Source organism: Wolbachia endosymbiont (group A) of Limnophora tigrina, assembly GCF_964263225.1.
In the GTDB taxonomy this organism is placed as follows: Bacteria; Pseudomonadota; Alphaproteobacteria; order Rickettsiales; family Anaplasmataceae; genus Wolbachia.
On record NZ_OZ181654.1, the window covers coordinates 1,089,578 to 1,106,448 of the forward strand.

The 16,871-nt window shown below is 33.6% G+C and carries 12 protein-coding genes; 2 read left to right on the forward strand and 10 right to left on the reverse strand.

Annotated features, from left to right (window positions below; genetic code table 11):
* Positions 1 to 44 precede the first annotated feature (44 nt).
* The 8 genes from ACE38P_RS05040 to ACE38P_RS05075 form a co-directional block, all read right to left on the reverse strand.
* Positions 45 to 1,790, reverse strand: a complete 1,746-nt coding sequence (locus ACE38P_RS05040) for a type I secretion system permease/ATPase (RefSeq protein ID WP_374699622.1) — start codon at positions 1,788 to 1,790, stop codon at positions 45 to 47.
* 294 nt (positions 1,791 to 2,084) lie between these two features.
* Entirely contained in the window at positions 2,085 to 2,771 is a 687-nt protein-coding gene (locus tag ACE38P_RS05045; protein ID WP_374699623.1) for a hypothetical protein, read from the reverse strand.
* A 35-nt stretch (positions 2,772 to 2,806) separates the two neighbouring features.
* On the reverse strand, positions 2,807 to 3,535 hold the full coding sequence (locus ACE38P_RS05050; RefSeq protein ID WP_374699624.1) for a hypothetical protein: 729 nt from the start codon (positions 3,533 to 3,535) through the stop codon (positions 2,807 to 2,809).
* An 81-nt stretch (positions 3,536 to 3,616) separates the two neighbouring features.
* A complete protein-coding gene (gene tnpC, locus ACE38P_RS05055) occupies positions 3,617 to 4,999 on the reverse strand; it encodes an IS66 family transposase (RefSeq protein WP_374699286.1) in 1,383 nt (460 codons plus the stop codon).
* A 51-nt stretch (positions 5,000 to 5,050) separates the two neighbouring features.
* Positions 5,051 to 6,850 (reverse strand): ankyrin repeat domain-containing protein, encoded by a 1,800-nt coding sequence (locus ACE38P_RS05060; protein WP_374699625.1) that lies wholly within the window; start codon positions 6,848 to 6,850, stop codon positions 5,051 to 5,053.
* Positions 6,851 to 6,968: 118 nt separating this feature from the next.
* Positions 6,969 to 7,979 carry a tRNA (adenosine(37)-N6)-threonylcarbamoyltransferase complex transferase subunit TsaD gene (gene tsaD, locus ACE38P_RS05065; RefSeq protein WP_374699626.1) on the reverse strand — a complete coding sequence of 337 codons (1,011 nt, stop codon included), beginning with the start codon at positions 7,977 to 7,979 and terminating at the stop codon, positions 6,969 to 6,971.
* Positions 7,980 to 8,050: 71 nt separating this feature from the next.
* Complete coding sequence (locus ACE38P_RS05070) at positions 8,051 to 8,788, reverse strand: hypothetical protein (RefSeq protein ID WP_010403278.1); 738 nt, start codon at positions 8,786 to 8,788, stop codon at positions 8,051 to 8,053.
* A 176-nt stretch (positions 8,789 to 8,964) separates the two neighbouring features.
* Entirely contained in the window at positions 8,965 to 10,392 is a 1,428-nt protein-coding gene (locus tag ACE38P_RS05075) for a sensor histidine kinase (protein WP_010403276.1), read from the reverse strand.
* A gap of 64 nt (positions 10,393 to 10,456) precedes the next feature.
* Here ACE38P_RS05075 and ACE38P_RS05080 point away from each other — a divergent pair, with 64 nt between their 5' ends.
* Positions 10,457 to 11,626 carry an aspartate aminotransferase family protein gene (locus ACE38P_RS05080; protein ID WP_374699627.1) on the forward strand — a complete coding sequence of 390 codons (1,170 nt, stop codon included), beginning with the start codon at positions 10,457 to 10,459 and terminating at the stop codon, positions 11,624 to 11,626.
* Here the strand turns inward: ACE38P_RS05080 and ACE38P_RS05085 are convergent.
* Entirely contained in the window at positions 11,623 to 13,854 is a 2,232-nt protein-coding gene (locus ACE38P_RS05085; RefSeq protein WP_374699628.1) for a hypothetical protein, read from the reverse strand. The genes ACE38P_RS05080 and ACE38P_RS05085 overlap by 4 nt on opposite strands.
* 68 nt (positions 13,855 to 13,922) lie before the next feature.
* On the opposite strand from ACE38P_RS05085, the gene ACE38P_RS05090 reads away from it, so the two are divergent.
* The gene (locus ACE38P_RS05090) at positions 13,923 to 15,380 is read left to right on the forward strand and encodes an IS4 family transposase (RefSeq protein WP_374699293.1); all 1,458 of its coding nucleotides are present in this window, start codon (positions 13,923 to 13,925) and stop codon (positions 15,378 to 15,380) included.
* Here the strand turns inward: ACE38P_RS05090 and ACE38P_RS05095 are convergent.
* Entirely contained in the window at positions 15,355 to 16,815 is a 1,461-nt protein-coding gene (locus tag ACE38P_RS05095) for a DEAD/DEAH box helicase family protein (RefSeq protein WP_374699629.1), read from the reverse strand. The two genes, ACE38P_RS05090 and ACE38P_RS05095, sit on opposite strands and share 26 nt — an antisense overlap.
* Between the last annotated feature and the right edge of the window lie 56 nt (positions 16,816 to 16,871).

Sequence of the window (16,871 nt, forward strand, 5' to 3'; positions counted from 1 at the left end):
AGTACTCTATAAGAGAAAGAGAAGTGTGACAGCCTCTCTCTTTCTTAACCACTTGCTGAAGAACGTTTATCTTCTGTGTCATCTGGTGATGGAGCAACTAATCTGCTCAAAATCTCATCTTTTGGTCCCATATCATAAATAACACCATCTGACATGATAATCACTTTATCAACTACGGATAGTAACGGTAGCTTATGAGTGATGATAACAGTGGTAGTATTTTGCTTTCTTGCAACATTGATTGCATTAATCAAGCGCTCCTCTCCATTACTGTCTAAGTTAGCATTCGGTTCATCAAGCACTAAAAGCTTAGTATTACCATAAAAAGCCCTTGCAAGTCCAAGAAGCTGTTTTTGGCCACCAGAGAGTATTACTCCTCCAGGTCCTCCTATTGTTGTATCATACCCATTTGGTAAGCTCAGTATTAATTCATGTATTCCTGCAGTTTTTGCTGCTTTGATTATTTCTTCAGGATTTGGGTCTGGTCTCATTCGAGCAATATTAGCTTTAACACTAGTGTTGAACAACTCAATATCTTGAGGTAAGTAGCCAACATAATTACCAAAATTTTCTCGATTCCAAGTGTATACATCAGCACCATCTAGTCTGACTACACCAGATATGGGTTTCCATACACCAACAATTAGCTTGGCAATGGTGGACTTACCAGAAGCGCTTGCGCCAATAACACCAACTACATCCCCTGGTTCTATTAAAAATGATATTCCTTTTACTGTTGGCTTATTACTCCCATAAGGAGTAAAGAATACTCTATCAAATTCCAACTTCCCTTCAGGGTCTGGTAGAGCCATAGTTTGCTCTCTTTTTGGTGATGTTAGGATAAGTCTTTGCAGCCTGCCATATGACATTTTGGCTTGATTTAAAAATTTCCAAGTATGAACTGCTGCATCAAATGGAGCCAATACTCTACCCATCAAAATTGAGGCAGCAATGATACTACCAGCAGTTTTGTGAGCTGTGATTGCGAGTAATGCACCTGTTCCAATTACTGAAATTTGGAGAGTCGAGCGTAAAAACTTAGTAATCCCAGTAATCACATTAGAACGATTCTGCGCTGTAACTTGCATTGCACGATTTTGATCATTCCGTTTACACCAATCAGAAACTATAAATTCTGACATACCCATAGCTTCAACCACCTCTGCATTTCGTGTTGCAACATCTATAGCATTAATATTACGTATAGTTTCTTCATTGGTTTCTCTCAATATACGCTTAGTAGCAAGTTCATTCCATACTGCCATTGAAACTAATATAATAATTCCGGCAATAGCTATAAACCCTGTAGAGGTATGTATCATAAAGATGAAAACAAGGTAAATTAACGACCATGGAGTATCAAATAGTGAAAATATACCATTTCCTGTAATGAAATTTTTTATTACCCCAAGATCTCGTATTGCTTCACCGCTGGAAGTTGAGCTCTGCACTGATGTTAGCCTAATTGACCTTACTATTAGGTCTGGTGTTGCAGTTTTATCAATCCAGTCGCCAATTTTTGCCATGGCTAAATATCGACAAGTTTCAAGCATTGCAGAACATGCAAACGCAGATAAAGTAATAATCGTCAGCATAACTAATGTTGATACACTCTCGCTCGATATCACTCGATCAAGTACCTGAGAAGTATAGAGTGGCAAAAATAACATCAACGCATTAATCCCTGAACTAAACCAGAAAATGAACCAAAACGCACTCTTGCATTTCTCTAGACAAGTGTATAGTATACTTTGCTTTAATTCTTTTTTTATTGATGGAGTAATTTCCACAATCTTCCTTTTAACTTAACTATATGCACCATATATAACTTTTATTTCAAAAGTATTAACAGCTATTGCCTTACCCTATCGTTAATATAATAAAATGTTAACATATGCGAATAGGAAAACATAAACTTTTTTATAGCAAGACTATCTAATTCCTTCTCTACTATAATCTTATACGATAGCCTTGCCAATTGTTCTATGTTTTCCTTATCTACTACTCAATGACAGTTTACTATAATGCTTACTATCACTCCTCTGAAAGTTGATGCTATCAGAGTCAGTGATTACAATCTGCATCTATTTTCCTCTTTCTATATGATCAGGAAGTATTACATATTCCAATGATCTAGCTGTAATTGCTCTTTTTCTCACACAAGATGGACTTGAATATAACCTTGGTCTATATCTTTCGAATTTAAAACAGTCAACAGTAATCCCCTCCTCAAAGTTAGAAAGTATTAGAGATGGAGATTTACTAACTTCCTTATCACTCACAGAATTATTTGCACTACCATAACTCACATGACTCGCTGCACTATGATTGTTACCACACTCTTCTCTTGAGGTTGAACCGCTTGGATTAAAAGGAGTCGAAAATGTTGAATACCCATTGGTATCACCAAATCGTTTTATCAACCCACAGTTTTCTTCATTCATTTTTGTAATATTCTCTTGATTAGCACCTTCTGATAAGCTTGATGAAGCAATAAGATCTTCTTTTTTCTTACTAAAGATATTGCCTATTTTTAGCTTGGTTGCAACATTCTTGAATTTGTTTTTCGGAGCTTTTGGTTTAATTTCTGGATGCTCATTTATAGTAATTACACATGATGGATTATCTAACTTGTCCATTGTATTTTGTACTCTACTGTTGCGTCTTGAAAACAGACTAAGTTTTGCTGTTAAATCATTCAAAACAGGTGAACTTTTTCTACCTTCTAAAGAATTATTCGAACATGGTACTGCACTACCACCCCTACTCATTTTCTGAGGAGAAATATTGAGTTTGTCTTTACTCTCTAATCTAGTTTCATGCGTAAACTTGTAAAGTTCATTTTCCAATCGTGAAATATCTTAAGTCTATCATATTTCCTTTTTTTGTTTTCCCTTATTTCATAAAAGAAATCTAAAAATAACCTCAAGATATTTGTGTCGCCATGTTTAAAAGCATAATCTAAAGCTGTTTTTTTTGCATTATCCTTTATATCAAAATTTATCTTCTTATTTACAGTTTTCTCTCCGGTGCTGATTGTTAGGTAGAATAAGGCTTTAATAGCTTTTTCCCTTAAGCGCTCATTTTGTTTACGCTTTTCTAAAACCAACTTTTTCAAAAATTGACCTTGCTTAAAATCCTCATTTATAGTTTTTTCAAAATCATTATCACTCATTACAAGATAGTGTAATGCTGTTCTTCCAGATTTAGATACAACATTTAACATTTTCTTATTATAGGGGTAATGATTATCTGTCATAAAATATTCTATTAACTCAGCATTAAGGCTCATGGCAGCTAAATGTAGAGGTATAAGCCCTTGACTGTTTGTGTTAAAAAGTGGTACTGTGTTCCTAATAATTGACTTAGCAATACTTTCAATAACATACTGAGAGAATCCTATGTCGTCGGCAAGAGCAGCCATGTGTAACGGTGTATTGTCATTTTCATCATATAACACTTTGATGTTAGCAGCCACCTTTTTACCTACAAGTTCTTTTGACACAAATTCAAGACATTCCTTATTGCCGCTCAAAATAGCTGCAAATAACAACTTTTTTTGTGTATCTTGTTCTAAAAAAATACCCTTTGGGCTGTATCCGTTCAGCAGAGTGGTTTAAGAAACGATAGATAGAAGATTGTGAAAAGGGTTTAGCCTCCTCTGTTTCCATGTTAAGTATAACGAAATTATTTGCTCAAGGAATGAGTTTCCTCGTTCTGATTGTGTAAAATATGAATTTTTGCGATAAACGACATAATGCCGTATTTGCCGTTCAGCGTGATTATTTGTCAGCGGAGTATTTTCTGGGTCATCTAAAAATTTCCACATCATTCTTTCAGATTTCAAAATATTCTTTGCAACTCGAGACGCTCCAATTGCTTCAGGTAAGCGAGATATTTCCTTCAAATAATACCTTGTACGTTTTCGCAATTTCTTGGCACGTCTAATAAATCTTGAAACATCTATCTCATTTTTTAGTAAAGCTTTTTTCAGTGCAAATAACTCAGTGGCTACATTTCTCAAGTAACAGCCCAGAACTTTAACTTCAAATTTCCAACTATGCGCTAATCTTTCAAAATCCCTTGCTAAGTGTGCCCAACAGATTTGCCTTCTTTCATCAGCAAAGTAGTTGTATGCTGCATATCTGTCGGTTACTACCAAGCTATTACGATTGCAGCATACACTATTTTTTAAAACTTTCATTCCCCTTGACTCTGTCAACTTCACAAAACTTGCCGTATTGCTTGCAAACATCCAACACCAAGCGAGTTTACCTTTGTTATAATGGCTCGTTTCATCAATATGTAGAACTTTACTCCTACTTATCTCTTGTTCGATCTGCTCATACATTTTTTTGCATTTTGAAGCAACTCTATGTTCACTATTTGATATGCTACCGACGCTTATGTTCAAATTGAAGATATCATTTATGATGCTAGCTACTTCGCGCTTTGAATTTTTATAAAACCCACTGAGTGCTGCAACTACTGACTTAACCCTTGGGCCAAATGTATCTGGCGTAACACCCTCTGGTAACTTGCTACTTCTTCTTTTTCCGCATCTCTGACAACGGCCATGTTCCAACTGATATTCCATTACATAAGCCTTAATCTCCGGAAGATCTACTTTCTGATGAATATAAGGTTTTTCGCATATTGCAATCTTCCCTCCGCATTCGCAAGTAGGTGACAACTCTATCTTTATCACCTCATCTGCTTCCATTTTAGCACGATAATTACCCTTATGCCCAACTTGACCACCAATCTTTCTTTCGCTTTTTGGCTTTTCCTTTTTCATTTTGTATAATTCTTTTGAATTGGGAATTGATGAGTTTTTTGAATTTAAACCTAGCCTTTCCTTTAATTCAGCGTTCTCTATCTTTAAAGCCTCATGCTCTGCTTTTAAACTTTCATTCTCTCTTTCCAATCTTTCTATTTTTGCTTCTAACTTTTCTATTTTTTGCTGTAAATTTTTGCAGAGTTCTAAAAGGTTTACCATATTACCTCATATTTACCCTATGATTATCTTTATTATCTTGCTTTGTCTACCTTATTTTGCCGCTCTGCTGAACGGACACTTTGGGCTTTTTTTTACCAAATACTTAACGCATTCTACTCTTCCACTGAGGATAGATAAGTGTAGTAAAGTTTGTCCATCCTTATTTTTCTTACTTAATATTTCTCCCACTCTCTCTTTTTTAAAAAGGTGCTCAAGGCATGATTTATTACCAACACGTGCTGCCATATGAAAGACGGTGTCACCGTTGCTATTCTCACGCAAAACCTCTTGATAAACGTCAAATTTCTTCTCTTCCAACTTTTTTTCTATCATGCTTAAAAACGATAAATCAAGTTGGGCAGCAAAATGTAAAGGGGTGTTTCCTTCATTATTACTCTTATTTACTTGCATGCTTCTGTCTATTAATAGACTCACACATTTTTTTCTTAGTTCTGTTTCTGTATTACTCGATAGAGCTAAGTGTAGGGCCATATTTCCTTTGCGTGTTTCTGTACTTAAATCGTAATCAGGAAATTTATTGAGTAAAAATGTTAGACAATCATACTTCCCGTACATTGCAGCTAAATGTACAAGATCTCTTCCATACTCACCTTTGGATTGAAGTATGCTATTTCCTATATTTTCATAAAATAGCTCTATACAATATGTATTACCATGTATAATAGCAATATGTAAGGGGGTGTTACCTTGTTTATTCTGAACAATTTTTGCACCTGATTTAATAAACAATTCTATTAGCTGTTTATTTCCATGTTTTGCAGCTATATGCAATGGGGTGTTACCATCTACATTTTCTTGATCAATTTTACTGTTTGCTCTACCTAAAAATTCTAGATGCTTTATAAGAAAATTTATGGCATTTTCTTGAGTTTCTGAGTTACCTGCAATCTTATGAAAAGGATTCTCATTATATTTATTTTTTAAAAATTGTACTTGATTATCAATGAAGAATTTTATGCACTCAGCATTTCCAGATTGCACAGCATAGTGTAATGCGTTATTTCCATATTTATCTGTTTTAATTTTCTCCTTATCAAAAATTCCTTTTGCTGTCAATATTTCTTTTAAATATTCTAGGAGGTTAGGACTTCCGCTTCTGGCAGCATAGTGTAACTCAGTTTTATTATTGGTAGTGCAACTAAAATCTGCTTCATTTTCTATGAGAATTTTCAAGCATTCTTTATTACCAGATTTAGCCGCATAGTGTAGTGGTGTTTTGCCATCTCTATCTTTATTCCTTAATGCTTCTTCAATGTCAAAATTAGAATTTTCTATCACAAAACGTAAAATATCTTCTTTACCCAACTCAGCTAAATAATGTAGAAGTGTTTTATCATTACTATCTGCAAAATTCTCCAGTTTTGTAATCAATTCTTTCTTCATACCAAGAATTAGAGATACAGCCATTTTAATATCACAATCCCTATTTTTCTTTTGTTGTCTTTCCCTAATTCTTTCAATAGCCACTGTTAATAGCGAAGAACCATCATTACTTATTATATTCCATCCATCTTGACAAAATTTTTCAGCTAATGAATCACTTATATTTTCTTCTAAAATCCTGCTTTTTATATAATCAAGATTATTAGTACATATATTATAGTTTTCTTCTTGAGTTACTTTGTTAATATAATCATATATGATTATTAGGTCTTGCTTATTGACTTTATCTTCTGAATTGCCTTGTAATGAAGAGAGGTCTATATTACTAATTGCTTTGGCCATACCAACGTTTACCGAAACAAATAAACCCGACCTGAGTGTCTTTGCGCTTGTACTAGATTTAGCTTTGAAAACATTAGTAACTGTGTCAAATTTATTTTTGAACATACTGTACCTCATAAATAATAATGCCGGTAGTGAATAAGGCTTTAGTAGATACCACTGTAATTTTTAAGCCTACAAAAATTCACCAGCGGCCGCATTATATAGTAGATAATTTTTTGTGCTAGTAATATTTTTCTAATTCCCACTTTTGCCTTGGTGCAAAGTCAAGAGAGTCTACATAGTTTCTCTGTAACCTTTCAATTCCTGTCCATCCAACCATCACTGCATTGTCTGTACATAAATTGCTTGGAGGAGAAAGCACGTTCAAATCTATGTATTTTTTCAATCTCTCCTTCAGAAAATTATTTGCTGCAACTCCACCGGTAATTACAAAATCATTGATTTTAATATTTAAAGATGCAGTGATATCAATAGCATTTCTGACTCTATCGAGTAATATGTCGCTAATACACTCTTGAAACGAAGCACACATATCGCAAACATCTTGCTTGCTCATTGCAAGCTCTTTAACTAAGTTTTTTACTGCTGTTTTAATTCCAGAAAATGAGAAGTCACATCCAGAACGTTTTATCATTGCTCTTGGCAGCTTAAATCTCATACCATCACCTTTTTTAGCTAACTCTTCAATCAATGGACCTCCAGGATAGCTTAGATCCAGCATCTTAGCAATTTTATCAAACGCTTCACCCAGCGAGTCATCAAGTGTTTTTCCAAGTTTAATATACTTACCTACATCCTGTGCAATTAAAAATTGACAATGGCCACCCGATATAAGTAGGACTAGAAATGGAAATTTAACCTCATATAGCAGCCTAATAACTAATGTGTGTGCCTCTAAGTGATTGACTGCAATAAACGGTTTTTGTGTTACGTGTGCAATTGCTTTAGCCATCATTGTACCAACTATTAATCCACCTATGAGTCCTGGTCCTGATGTTGCTGCAATTGCATCTAGATTACAAAAGTTAAGGTTGGATTTTTCCATAGCATTTTTTATTAGACCGCTTAAATGCTTCATATGAGCACGTGATGCTATTTCAGGTATTACTCCGCCACATTTTTTATGCTCTGTTTGAAAAAGAATTTCGTGAACAAGCACTTGCTTATCACTATTTACAATCGCAACTGCAGTTTCATCACAGCTTGTTTCAACAGCTAATATAGTTTTCATATATATTTGAACTCTTTAATTGTGAGAACTATAACTTGAAATGTTGAAGAAGTGAACTTTGTTCTGCTGAGCTAATTATCATCTCCAAATATAGAACCAATTTTTTTACTCCCAGAGGAAAATTTATTAGTCCAACTGCTTTGTACTTTGTTTATATCTTTAAAGGCAGTTTTATTGCTATACTCCTTTACTTCTTTATCTATTATCTTCATTATTTGTGGATCCAGGCATCTCTTTTTCCATTGGTTAGTAGCAAGAAATACTTTATTTAAATCTTGAGTGCGAATTAGATATTCTTTATCTTTAGGATAAACTTCCTGAGCCCAAGCAAACAGCTCAAAATAGCGTGCGAATAACTCAGACGCACGTGATTTTGGAGTTTGGTAAACTTGTATCTCCTTAAATATAATTTGACCAATAATTTTTTGTACCAGAATATTTGACTGCTTTAAGTTCTGCTCAATATCCTGATAAACTTTATAGAGAAATTCTTGCTCTAAGCTTAAGTTCAGTTCATTTTCAACCATATGTGAAAGTTCATGTACTATGATGTAAGGATTTGACCTTCTTAGCACAATAACATACTTATTTAAACCAGAAGAACGAATTGTCTTACACACTCCCTCTTCCATATCCACTAATCCTTCTTGATATATTTCAAACGAGAGTCTAGTTTGCTTTATTAGTGACAAAGTGAGGTTTAATGTATTTCTAAACTTCTCAAATTGATAGAGATATTTGACATATTGTATTACGTTTTCACTATTTCCTACTTGAGTTGCTTGTTTTATTAAGTTCCTGATTAGCATGCTTCATTATTAAAGGAATTTTCTTTATGCTCAAGAATTATAAAGTGTTTTCAGGAAGTATAGCTAAAAAAGTTTAATTTACTTACATTCCGCTACTTATTATTAGCCAAGAGGTATCACGTCAGTATGACTTAGGAATGTACTAGATATAAAAGTGCAATATCAAATATATTTTACTAAAAATCAATCAACTTTTCACATGTTTGCTCTTCATAAAAGAAGCTCAATGTTATCGTAGTACCAAGTTTTGCTTCACTTTGAATGTTGAAAGTCCCACCCATTAACTCTACTAATTTCTTGCTTAGAGGTAATCCGATACCTGTGCCTTCGTTTCTATATCCCGAATCTGCTTGGCCAAAAACGGACATAACTTTATATATGTCCTGCTGCATTATCCCTATTCCATTATCATGAAACTCAATAGTTAATAAATTTTTTTCTATATTCTCTTTAATAATCATTCTTATTAAACCACCTTGAGGAGTGAACTTGATTGCATTTGATAACAAATTTATTATAACTTGCTTCATTCTTTTGGGATCGGCGATAACTAATAATTGTTTATCAGATATCTCTTTCTTTAAACTAATACCTGTTTCTTTTAGTTTAGGTGATAACATTTTTAAGCACGAATCTATTATCTTATTCAGATTAAACTTCACTTTCTCTACTGTTAAACTACTTGATTCAGCTTTAGAAAAATCGAGCACATCATTAATCAAAGCAAGTAAATGTGTACCAGCATTATATATATCGTCTACGTATTCCTTGTATTTAGAGTGATCTACCGAACCTAAAGTTTCATTTTTGATCAACTTTGCAAATCCAATAATAGCATTAAGAGGTGTACGCAACTCATGTGTAACACTTGCAAAAAATTTTATCTTATTTGCATTTTCTTGCTCTAATGCCTCTTTAACCCTTTGTAATTCAATATTAGTTTTATGCTGCTTGGCTAGCATTTGGGTATTGGAAAAGTGCAAATAAAGCATTATTAGTATTAAGATAACCAGTAATAAGCCCATTAATATTGAAAATAGACTATATACCATAATATAAGAGTCATTATAGCTTTGAATGATCTTCAAAAAAAATGAAGGCTTAATGTCATCTTCATGAAATATAGGGAAAGTAGAAGTTAATGTATTTCCTGTAGCGTAAAATATTTCTTGATTGCTTAGCAATTTATCAATTTCATCATTTGTAAGCAACTGCTCATAGTCATGACCTTGAGTATTAAAATTACTGAAAATTACTCTGGCATTTTGATCATACAGTATTAAGCTAAAATTTCTTACTTTGCTTACTGATTGTAACAATTCAGCACGCAATTTTACCAACTGGTTTATGTAATCAAAACTGTTATATTTAATATGATGTTTTTCTATTAGTAAATAATGATATTTTTTTATTATACTATTTTCCAATAGATCTTTTAAGTTTGCATTTGAATTACGGTAAAAAGAAAGAAAATTATTCTTTAATGAATAACTGCGGTATATTGTGCCCAATAAAACCACAAAAATTAATAAGAATAGCGAGATAATTTTTGTATATCTATTTGTTTTTAGTGTAGTAAAAATTAATTTACTTAATTTATACATATTCTTCTCATTGTGAAATAACGTCTTTTATGGTATTAATAAAAAATTAGCATATCATACTTTTATGACAATTTCTCCTATCTTGCCAGTTTATTCTCCTATTAACATAAATTTTTCTTATGGCAAAGGTATTTACTTGTATGATATCGATAATAAGCGCTATATAGATTTTCACTCTGGAATAGCTGTTAGCAGTTTAGGTCATGCCAACCCACGATTAACTGATGTCCTAAAATTACAAGGAGAAAAACTATGGCATATATCAAATACCTATAATATATCTACTGCCAACAAATTTGCAGAAAATTTAATAAACAACAGCTTTGCTAATACTGTATTTTTTGCAAATTCTGGATCAGAAGCAGTGGAATGTGGACTTAAAATCGCTAGGGCCTATCAAAATGGAAAAGGTAATAAAAATCGCTATAGAATTCTAACATTTCATGGTGCATTTCATGGAAGGACATTTTTAACTTGTGCAACAAACGATAGACAGAAATTTTCTGAATTACTGAATCCTTATATTGACTGGTGTGATAACATAGAGCCCAATATTGAGAGTGTGAAGAAAGCAATTTCTAATGGCATAGGTGTTATATTAATAGAACCAATACAGGGACAAGGTGGTATTAAAGTAATGAGTGAAGTCTTCATGAAAGAGCTAAGAGAACTATGTAACGAAAACGACATACTGCTATTTTTTGATTGCGTTCAGTGCGGTGCTGGCAGGACAGGAAAGTTATTTGCATATGAACACATAGGAATTAAGCCTGACATATGTGCTCTTGCAAAAGGAATAGGAGGAGGTTTCCCTCTGGGGACTTGTCTTGCAACTGAAAAGGTTGCTAAGTACATGGCGGTCGGTATGCATGGTTCTACTTTTGGTGGTAATCCACTTGCAACTTCAGTAGGTAATGCTGTATTGGATGAATTGCTCAGCCCTGGCTTCTTAGAAAATGTTGAAGTTAGAGGTAAGTACTTAAAAAACAAACTAGAAAATTTAGCAAGCAAGTTTCCAATGATAGAAGAAGTGAGAGGAAAAGGGTTGATGCTAGGAATAAAAGTAAAAATGAATAACCAAAAATTTGCAGAAGAGCTAAGTCACCGTGGTTTACTTACTGTTGGAGTAACATCAGATAATGTTCTAAGAATCTTGCCTCCACTCATTATCACTGAAAAAGAGATTGATGAAGGCATTGAAATCCTCACTCAGTATTTATCTGAAAAGTTCTAGTTAAAAACTAAACCTTCCTGCTCACTAGTTGTTGGCTGTATCAAAATTGCAGATAAAGCAGTAGCTACAACTTTATCAGCTACTTCATTTGTACACTTTGCCTTTTCCTGTTCTCTTATCAGTGTAAGCTCATTTATATCACTTAGTGAGTCAAATTTTGTTGCATCTTCAAATATAAAAGATTGCACGGCACTCTTCTCAACACCTAAGAAAGCACCATTACCAAGCGATAACGTCATATCTAACAAACTTTTCATTGAGCCGTTTCTCAAAACACATTTAGACAGTTCTCCTAAAAGAATTGGCACTCCAAAAATAAAAAATGCTCCTCTCACTAAATAGGTCGTTATTTCATATAACAATGCACCACACAAGAGTGCCAGTGGTCCAAATACTATAAAACCGCAAAGTAAAGGCAATGGCATGGTCTGACCTGATGATATTCTACCTATAAGCTCCATTGAAATTATAAACCCAATAAGTAACATAGCTCTACCTAGATATGTCCTTTCTTTAGAGCGTTTGTTAAAGTTTTTCTCACGTAACTTAGAAAAATCATTGTTAACTCTGACTTCAAAAATATTATGGTTGATTTTTAATTTTAGCTCTAAGTCCTCTACTCCATGGCGCCACTTGTGGCACCTTACAATTTCATCAATTATCGTACTAACTTGATTATTGATTTTGTATAATTTGCTTTCTTGATATAAGTTACCTTGATAATATTTTTCTCTCAAGTCTACACAATTTAAATTCTTTAAATCACATAAAAAATCTTTGATTTCTTGTGCCATTTTATTAGCATCATCTTCGTAGCCTACAGCTTTCAAAATTGTTACCAAGTGTTTATTTTCAATTTGAGCAATTGTTCTATCTAATGTACATATATATTGTTTTGATTGAAAATATGAGATGATTTTTTCTTTACATCTATCCTCATTGCCTTCGTACAAACTATTTCTTTTGAAACTGCCGTCGTGTTCTTTGGCAATTTCTAATGCATGAACCAATACATTTTGAGCCTTCACACTACTTTCACAGTGACAGTTTCTGATTATGTGTACATACGCTCTTGCACTGGCATCTCCAGATTTATCTATATTGTACGCTTTAGCCAAAAAGACTAAATAATCAAATCCTGCCCATAGATAATACATTACCTTTGTTATAGCACTTCCCACAGAAAATAAAGCTGAGCGTGTGCAAGATAATTTACCATTGTTTCTAATTCTATCTTCATATGAACGAAGGTATTTCTCTGTGCTCTTTAAGATCGTACGTAAGTCTTCTTCTGTCTTCATGACATCAAAATCATTGATGTCATGAACTTTTTCGTACGCTTCTTTTATCAAATCACTAGAAAATTTCTTCAGAGCTGGATCATCAATATTTCCTAATGCATCAATATTTTTACTAATATAGATTTCTATTTTTCTTCCAAGTTCTCCTCCCATTCTATTTTTTAGCAACTTATTGTATTTATCAGTAGCTGGAAACAAAACTTTCTCACAAAATTTCCGTGGTTCGTTTTTAAAATTCGCTAAGATCTTATCCACAAATAGCTCAACTTTTTCACCTGCGGTAGCAAAAAACCATGGTTGTCTACTCGCATTACGTTCCCTATTCCTTCCAAGATTTTGCAGAGCCTCAGCTGGATTATTGAGTTGACTAAGCGAATCTGCAAATATTGATGCAACATGATTATATTCACTATCAAATCCACGACCTTTCGATCCATCTACAACTGTTGTCAATGCATATTTAGCTAATGCATCAAAATCTCTTTTTTTATAATCACAATAGATAGCTTGATATCCACCTATATGTATTATCTTTGAAAAGGGTCTGTTTTCTTGAATAACAAGATCGTTTGTCCTAATTCCTGCCCTAATTCCTGCAAAGATGCATTTATTTTGTTTGCAGAAATCAATGAGACTATGTAGTATACCTTCCTCTCTTTCCATGAGGTCATGGAGCTCTTTGCTTAAGCGCCAATTATCGACTATTAAGCTGCATTGCTCATTATCACTTTTACTCAGTGCTTCAATTACTGTCTTTATTTGCAGTAAGAGCTCATCTCTAGCAAATTGCTCACTAAAGCCTTTTCTCTCTAGGTAGCTTATAATATTGTTATCATTAGTGGTGCTAACATTCTTTTTAACATCTTCTATCAATTCACTCAAACCTTCTCTTCTTTTTTTATCTAAAGTAATATTATCACACTTCATTAAATACTCACTTTTACCCACAAATAAAAAAGTGAGTAAAATGGATACCAAATAAATTTGGGATTAAAATGAGTGAAGTAAGTACAAATGTGCAATATACTGATGGCTTAGGGGATAAATGGCTGGAAAGAGAGTTAAAACACGTTAATTTAGGAGATACAAGACTTAATAAGAGACTTATTAAAACAGGCTATTGTATAGAGGGTAAGGCGTCTGGATCAATTAATCAAAGCTGTAGTGGATGGAAAGAAGCTAAGGGTGCATACAGATTATTTAGCAATGAAAAGCTTAAGGATAAGGAAATTTATTCTTCCCATTACAAAGAAACTATGGAGAGAATGAAAGGAAATCAGTTTGTTTTTTCAGTTCAAGATACAAGTTATTTGGATTTTGACTCTCATATAAAAACTAAGAGGCTAGGTAGTATTTCTAAAGCTTATACGAAGCATAAAATGGGTTTACTGTTGCACAGTGCCTTAATAGTCAGCAAAGACGGATTGCCTTTAGGTCTATCTTCTCAACAATGTTGGGCACGTTCTATTAGGGAAAAAGAAACGTCACAAGAAAAAGCAAACAGGAAATACCGTACCTCCATAGAAGAAAAAGAAAGTTATAAGTGGATAACAGCTCTCAAAGAAAGCATAAACAACCTTCCTGCAAATGTACAACTTGTTACCCTTGGTGATAGAGAGGCAGATATCTTCAAATTTTTATGGATCACTGAGACATTAGGTAGTTTTTATGTAATCCGTAATCGAACTAATAGAAGATTTATCTGTACTGAAATTGGAAAAACAGATTTGCAAACACGCATCACTCAACTGCCAGTAAAGAAGAAAATTTCTCTAGAAGTTAATAAAGGTGGAAACCAAAGATCAAGGAAAGCTAATATTGAAGTTAAGTATATGAAAGGCTATATACCTATCAGATCTTCTTCAATTTATGGATCAAAAGACACAGTGCATAAAATAAGTGATAAAATCCCTGTATATGTGGTAAGTGCAAAAGAAACAAATCCTCCTGAAGGATTGGAAGCTATTGATTGGACTTTGCTGACTAATGTACCAGTTAATAGCACTTTAGATGCTATAGAAAGGATAAATTGGTATAAGCTAAGATGGAAAATTGAGGAGTATTTCAGGGTTTTAAAATCAGGATGTAAAATAGAAAGCTCTCGTTTAACTACAAAGGAAAGGCTACAGAAATTAATTGCTATAAAGAGCATTATTGCATTTAAAATTTTATATTTAACAAAAGTCGCTTTATCAAATCCCATGGAAACCTGTACTAAAATTTTAAGCAACGAAGAGTGGAAGGCCCTTTTCATACGTGAGCATAAAGTAGCTACATTGCCAGAAGAACCTCCAAACATAAAACAAGCTATTATTTGGTTAGGAAAATTAGGTGGATTTATGAATAGAAAAAGTGATAATTTACCAGGGGCTATGACTCTATGGCGGGGCTATGAAAATCTTAAGGAGAGCATAGTTATGCTTCACATCATGACCTCTCAAAATTGTGGGTAAAAGTGAGCATTAAATATGAGAGAGTAAGATCGATCATTGAATGCATTACTCTGTATTTTAAATATTGAGCGGTATTGCTGAAATCCACCTTTTCTTTTAATTCAGATATCTGTGCTTCTGTCAGACTAGGATGTTGCTTTTTAACGCAGTTTATAAAGTTTGTTTCACGTAACTTGAGCCTATAGTCTTGGTAAGACATCCCTTCAGGCTGAAATTTATTATACACTTCATAACGTGTACCACCTTCATATACTAGATTATCCTTACCCTGCAACGCAAAGTTAAGATTAACTATACTATTTACATCATCAACTAAAATCAGAGCACTTTCTCCTATTGGGCTTTGCACATTCCATCTTATAGAAGTTAATAAATCATCAGTATCAACAAGCTTATTGTAATTAAAAATTTCTTCACTCTCTTCAATATATTCATGAGCTGGACTGGATTTTTCCTTAGTAAACAAGCTACGCACGTTAGCAAGAAATCTGGAAAGCAATTCTCTTGATTCCACTCCAGTTGCTTTAGTTAGCACCCACCAAACTGGCAACATTACCATACTAAATATAAACATAGAAATTGTATAGTATAGCTGCCCAATCAAAGCAGAATACAGCCAATAATCTGAAGTGAGACCAATTACAGCAGCAACATTACTATTTATAATAGGAAACAATATAGCTAAAGATATGCTAGATATAGCAATGTTCACTACAAGTGCTTGATTGAAATTTGTTATCCTATTGGTTTTTGCAATAACACTTGCTGTTTCGATGGCGTTTGCAATACAACGTCTACTCAATCTTGTCGGGCTGATAACTTTTCCGCATCTATTTAAAATCCTTCTCTTTGGTGTTGCAGTGAGGTAAGTTGTAGGATACTCCTCATCAAGCTTGCACATGTTCTCAAAATCCTGCTGCTTGTTAATACTGTCTGCTTCATCAACACTAATCCACAACTTGGTATTTTGGTCTTTAAATTTACGATCATTTTCTTGCTGCAATAACAGGTCATGTGTTATTATAATTGTTGTAGGTTCAGTTGCCTTCAATGCATTTTTAATTTCCTCAGCAGTTTTAGGTGTCCTAATGTTTACAGTAAATGCACTACTCATCATTTTTTTAGCTTGATTCACTAGGTCACTGCTTGGTACTGCAACCAGATGATGGAATCTTGCTTGGGCTAGTACATGACTCCACATTCCAATATCGTAAGTCTTGCCAAACCCAGTTTCTGCATCGATCATAACATTACAGTTAGTAGTGGAAGAGTTGCTTAAATGTTCTAATACCCCTTCAACAACAGGTTTACGACGTGCTACTATTATAGATTCCTTTGTATCATCAAGTTTTATAGATTCACCTTGCAACTTGTAGTTGATTTCTTCTAAGCCACTTATAATACTTTGCTTTTCTTGATTGCTGATAGAACTCACACATTACCCACTATCATTATAACAATATTAATTTTATGTTAATTTAGTAAATTGTC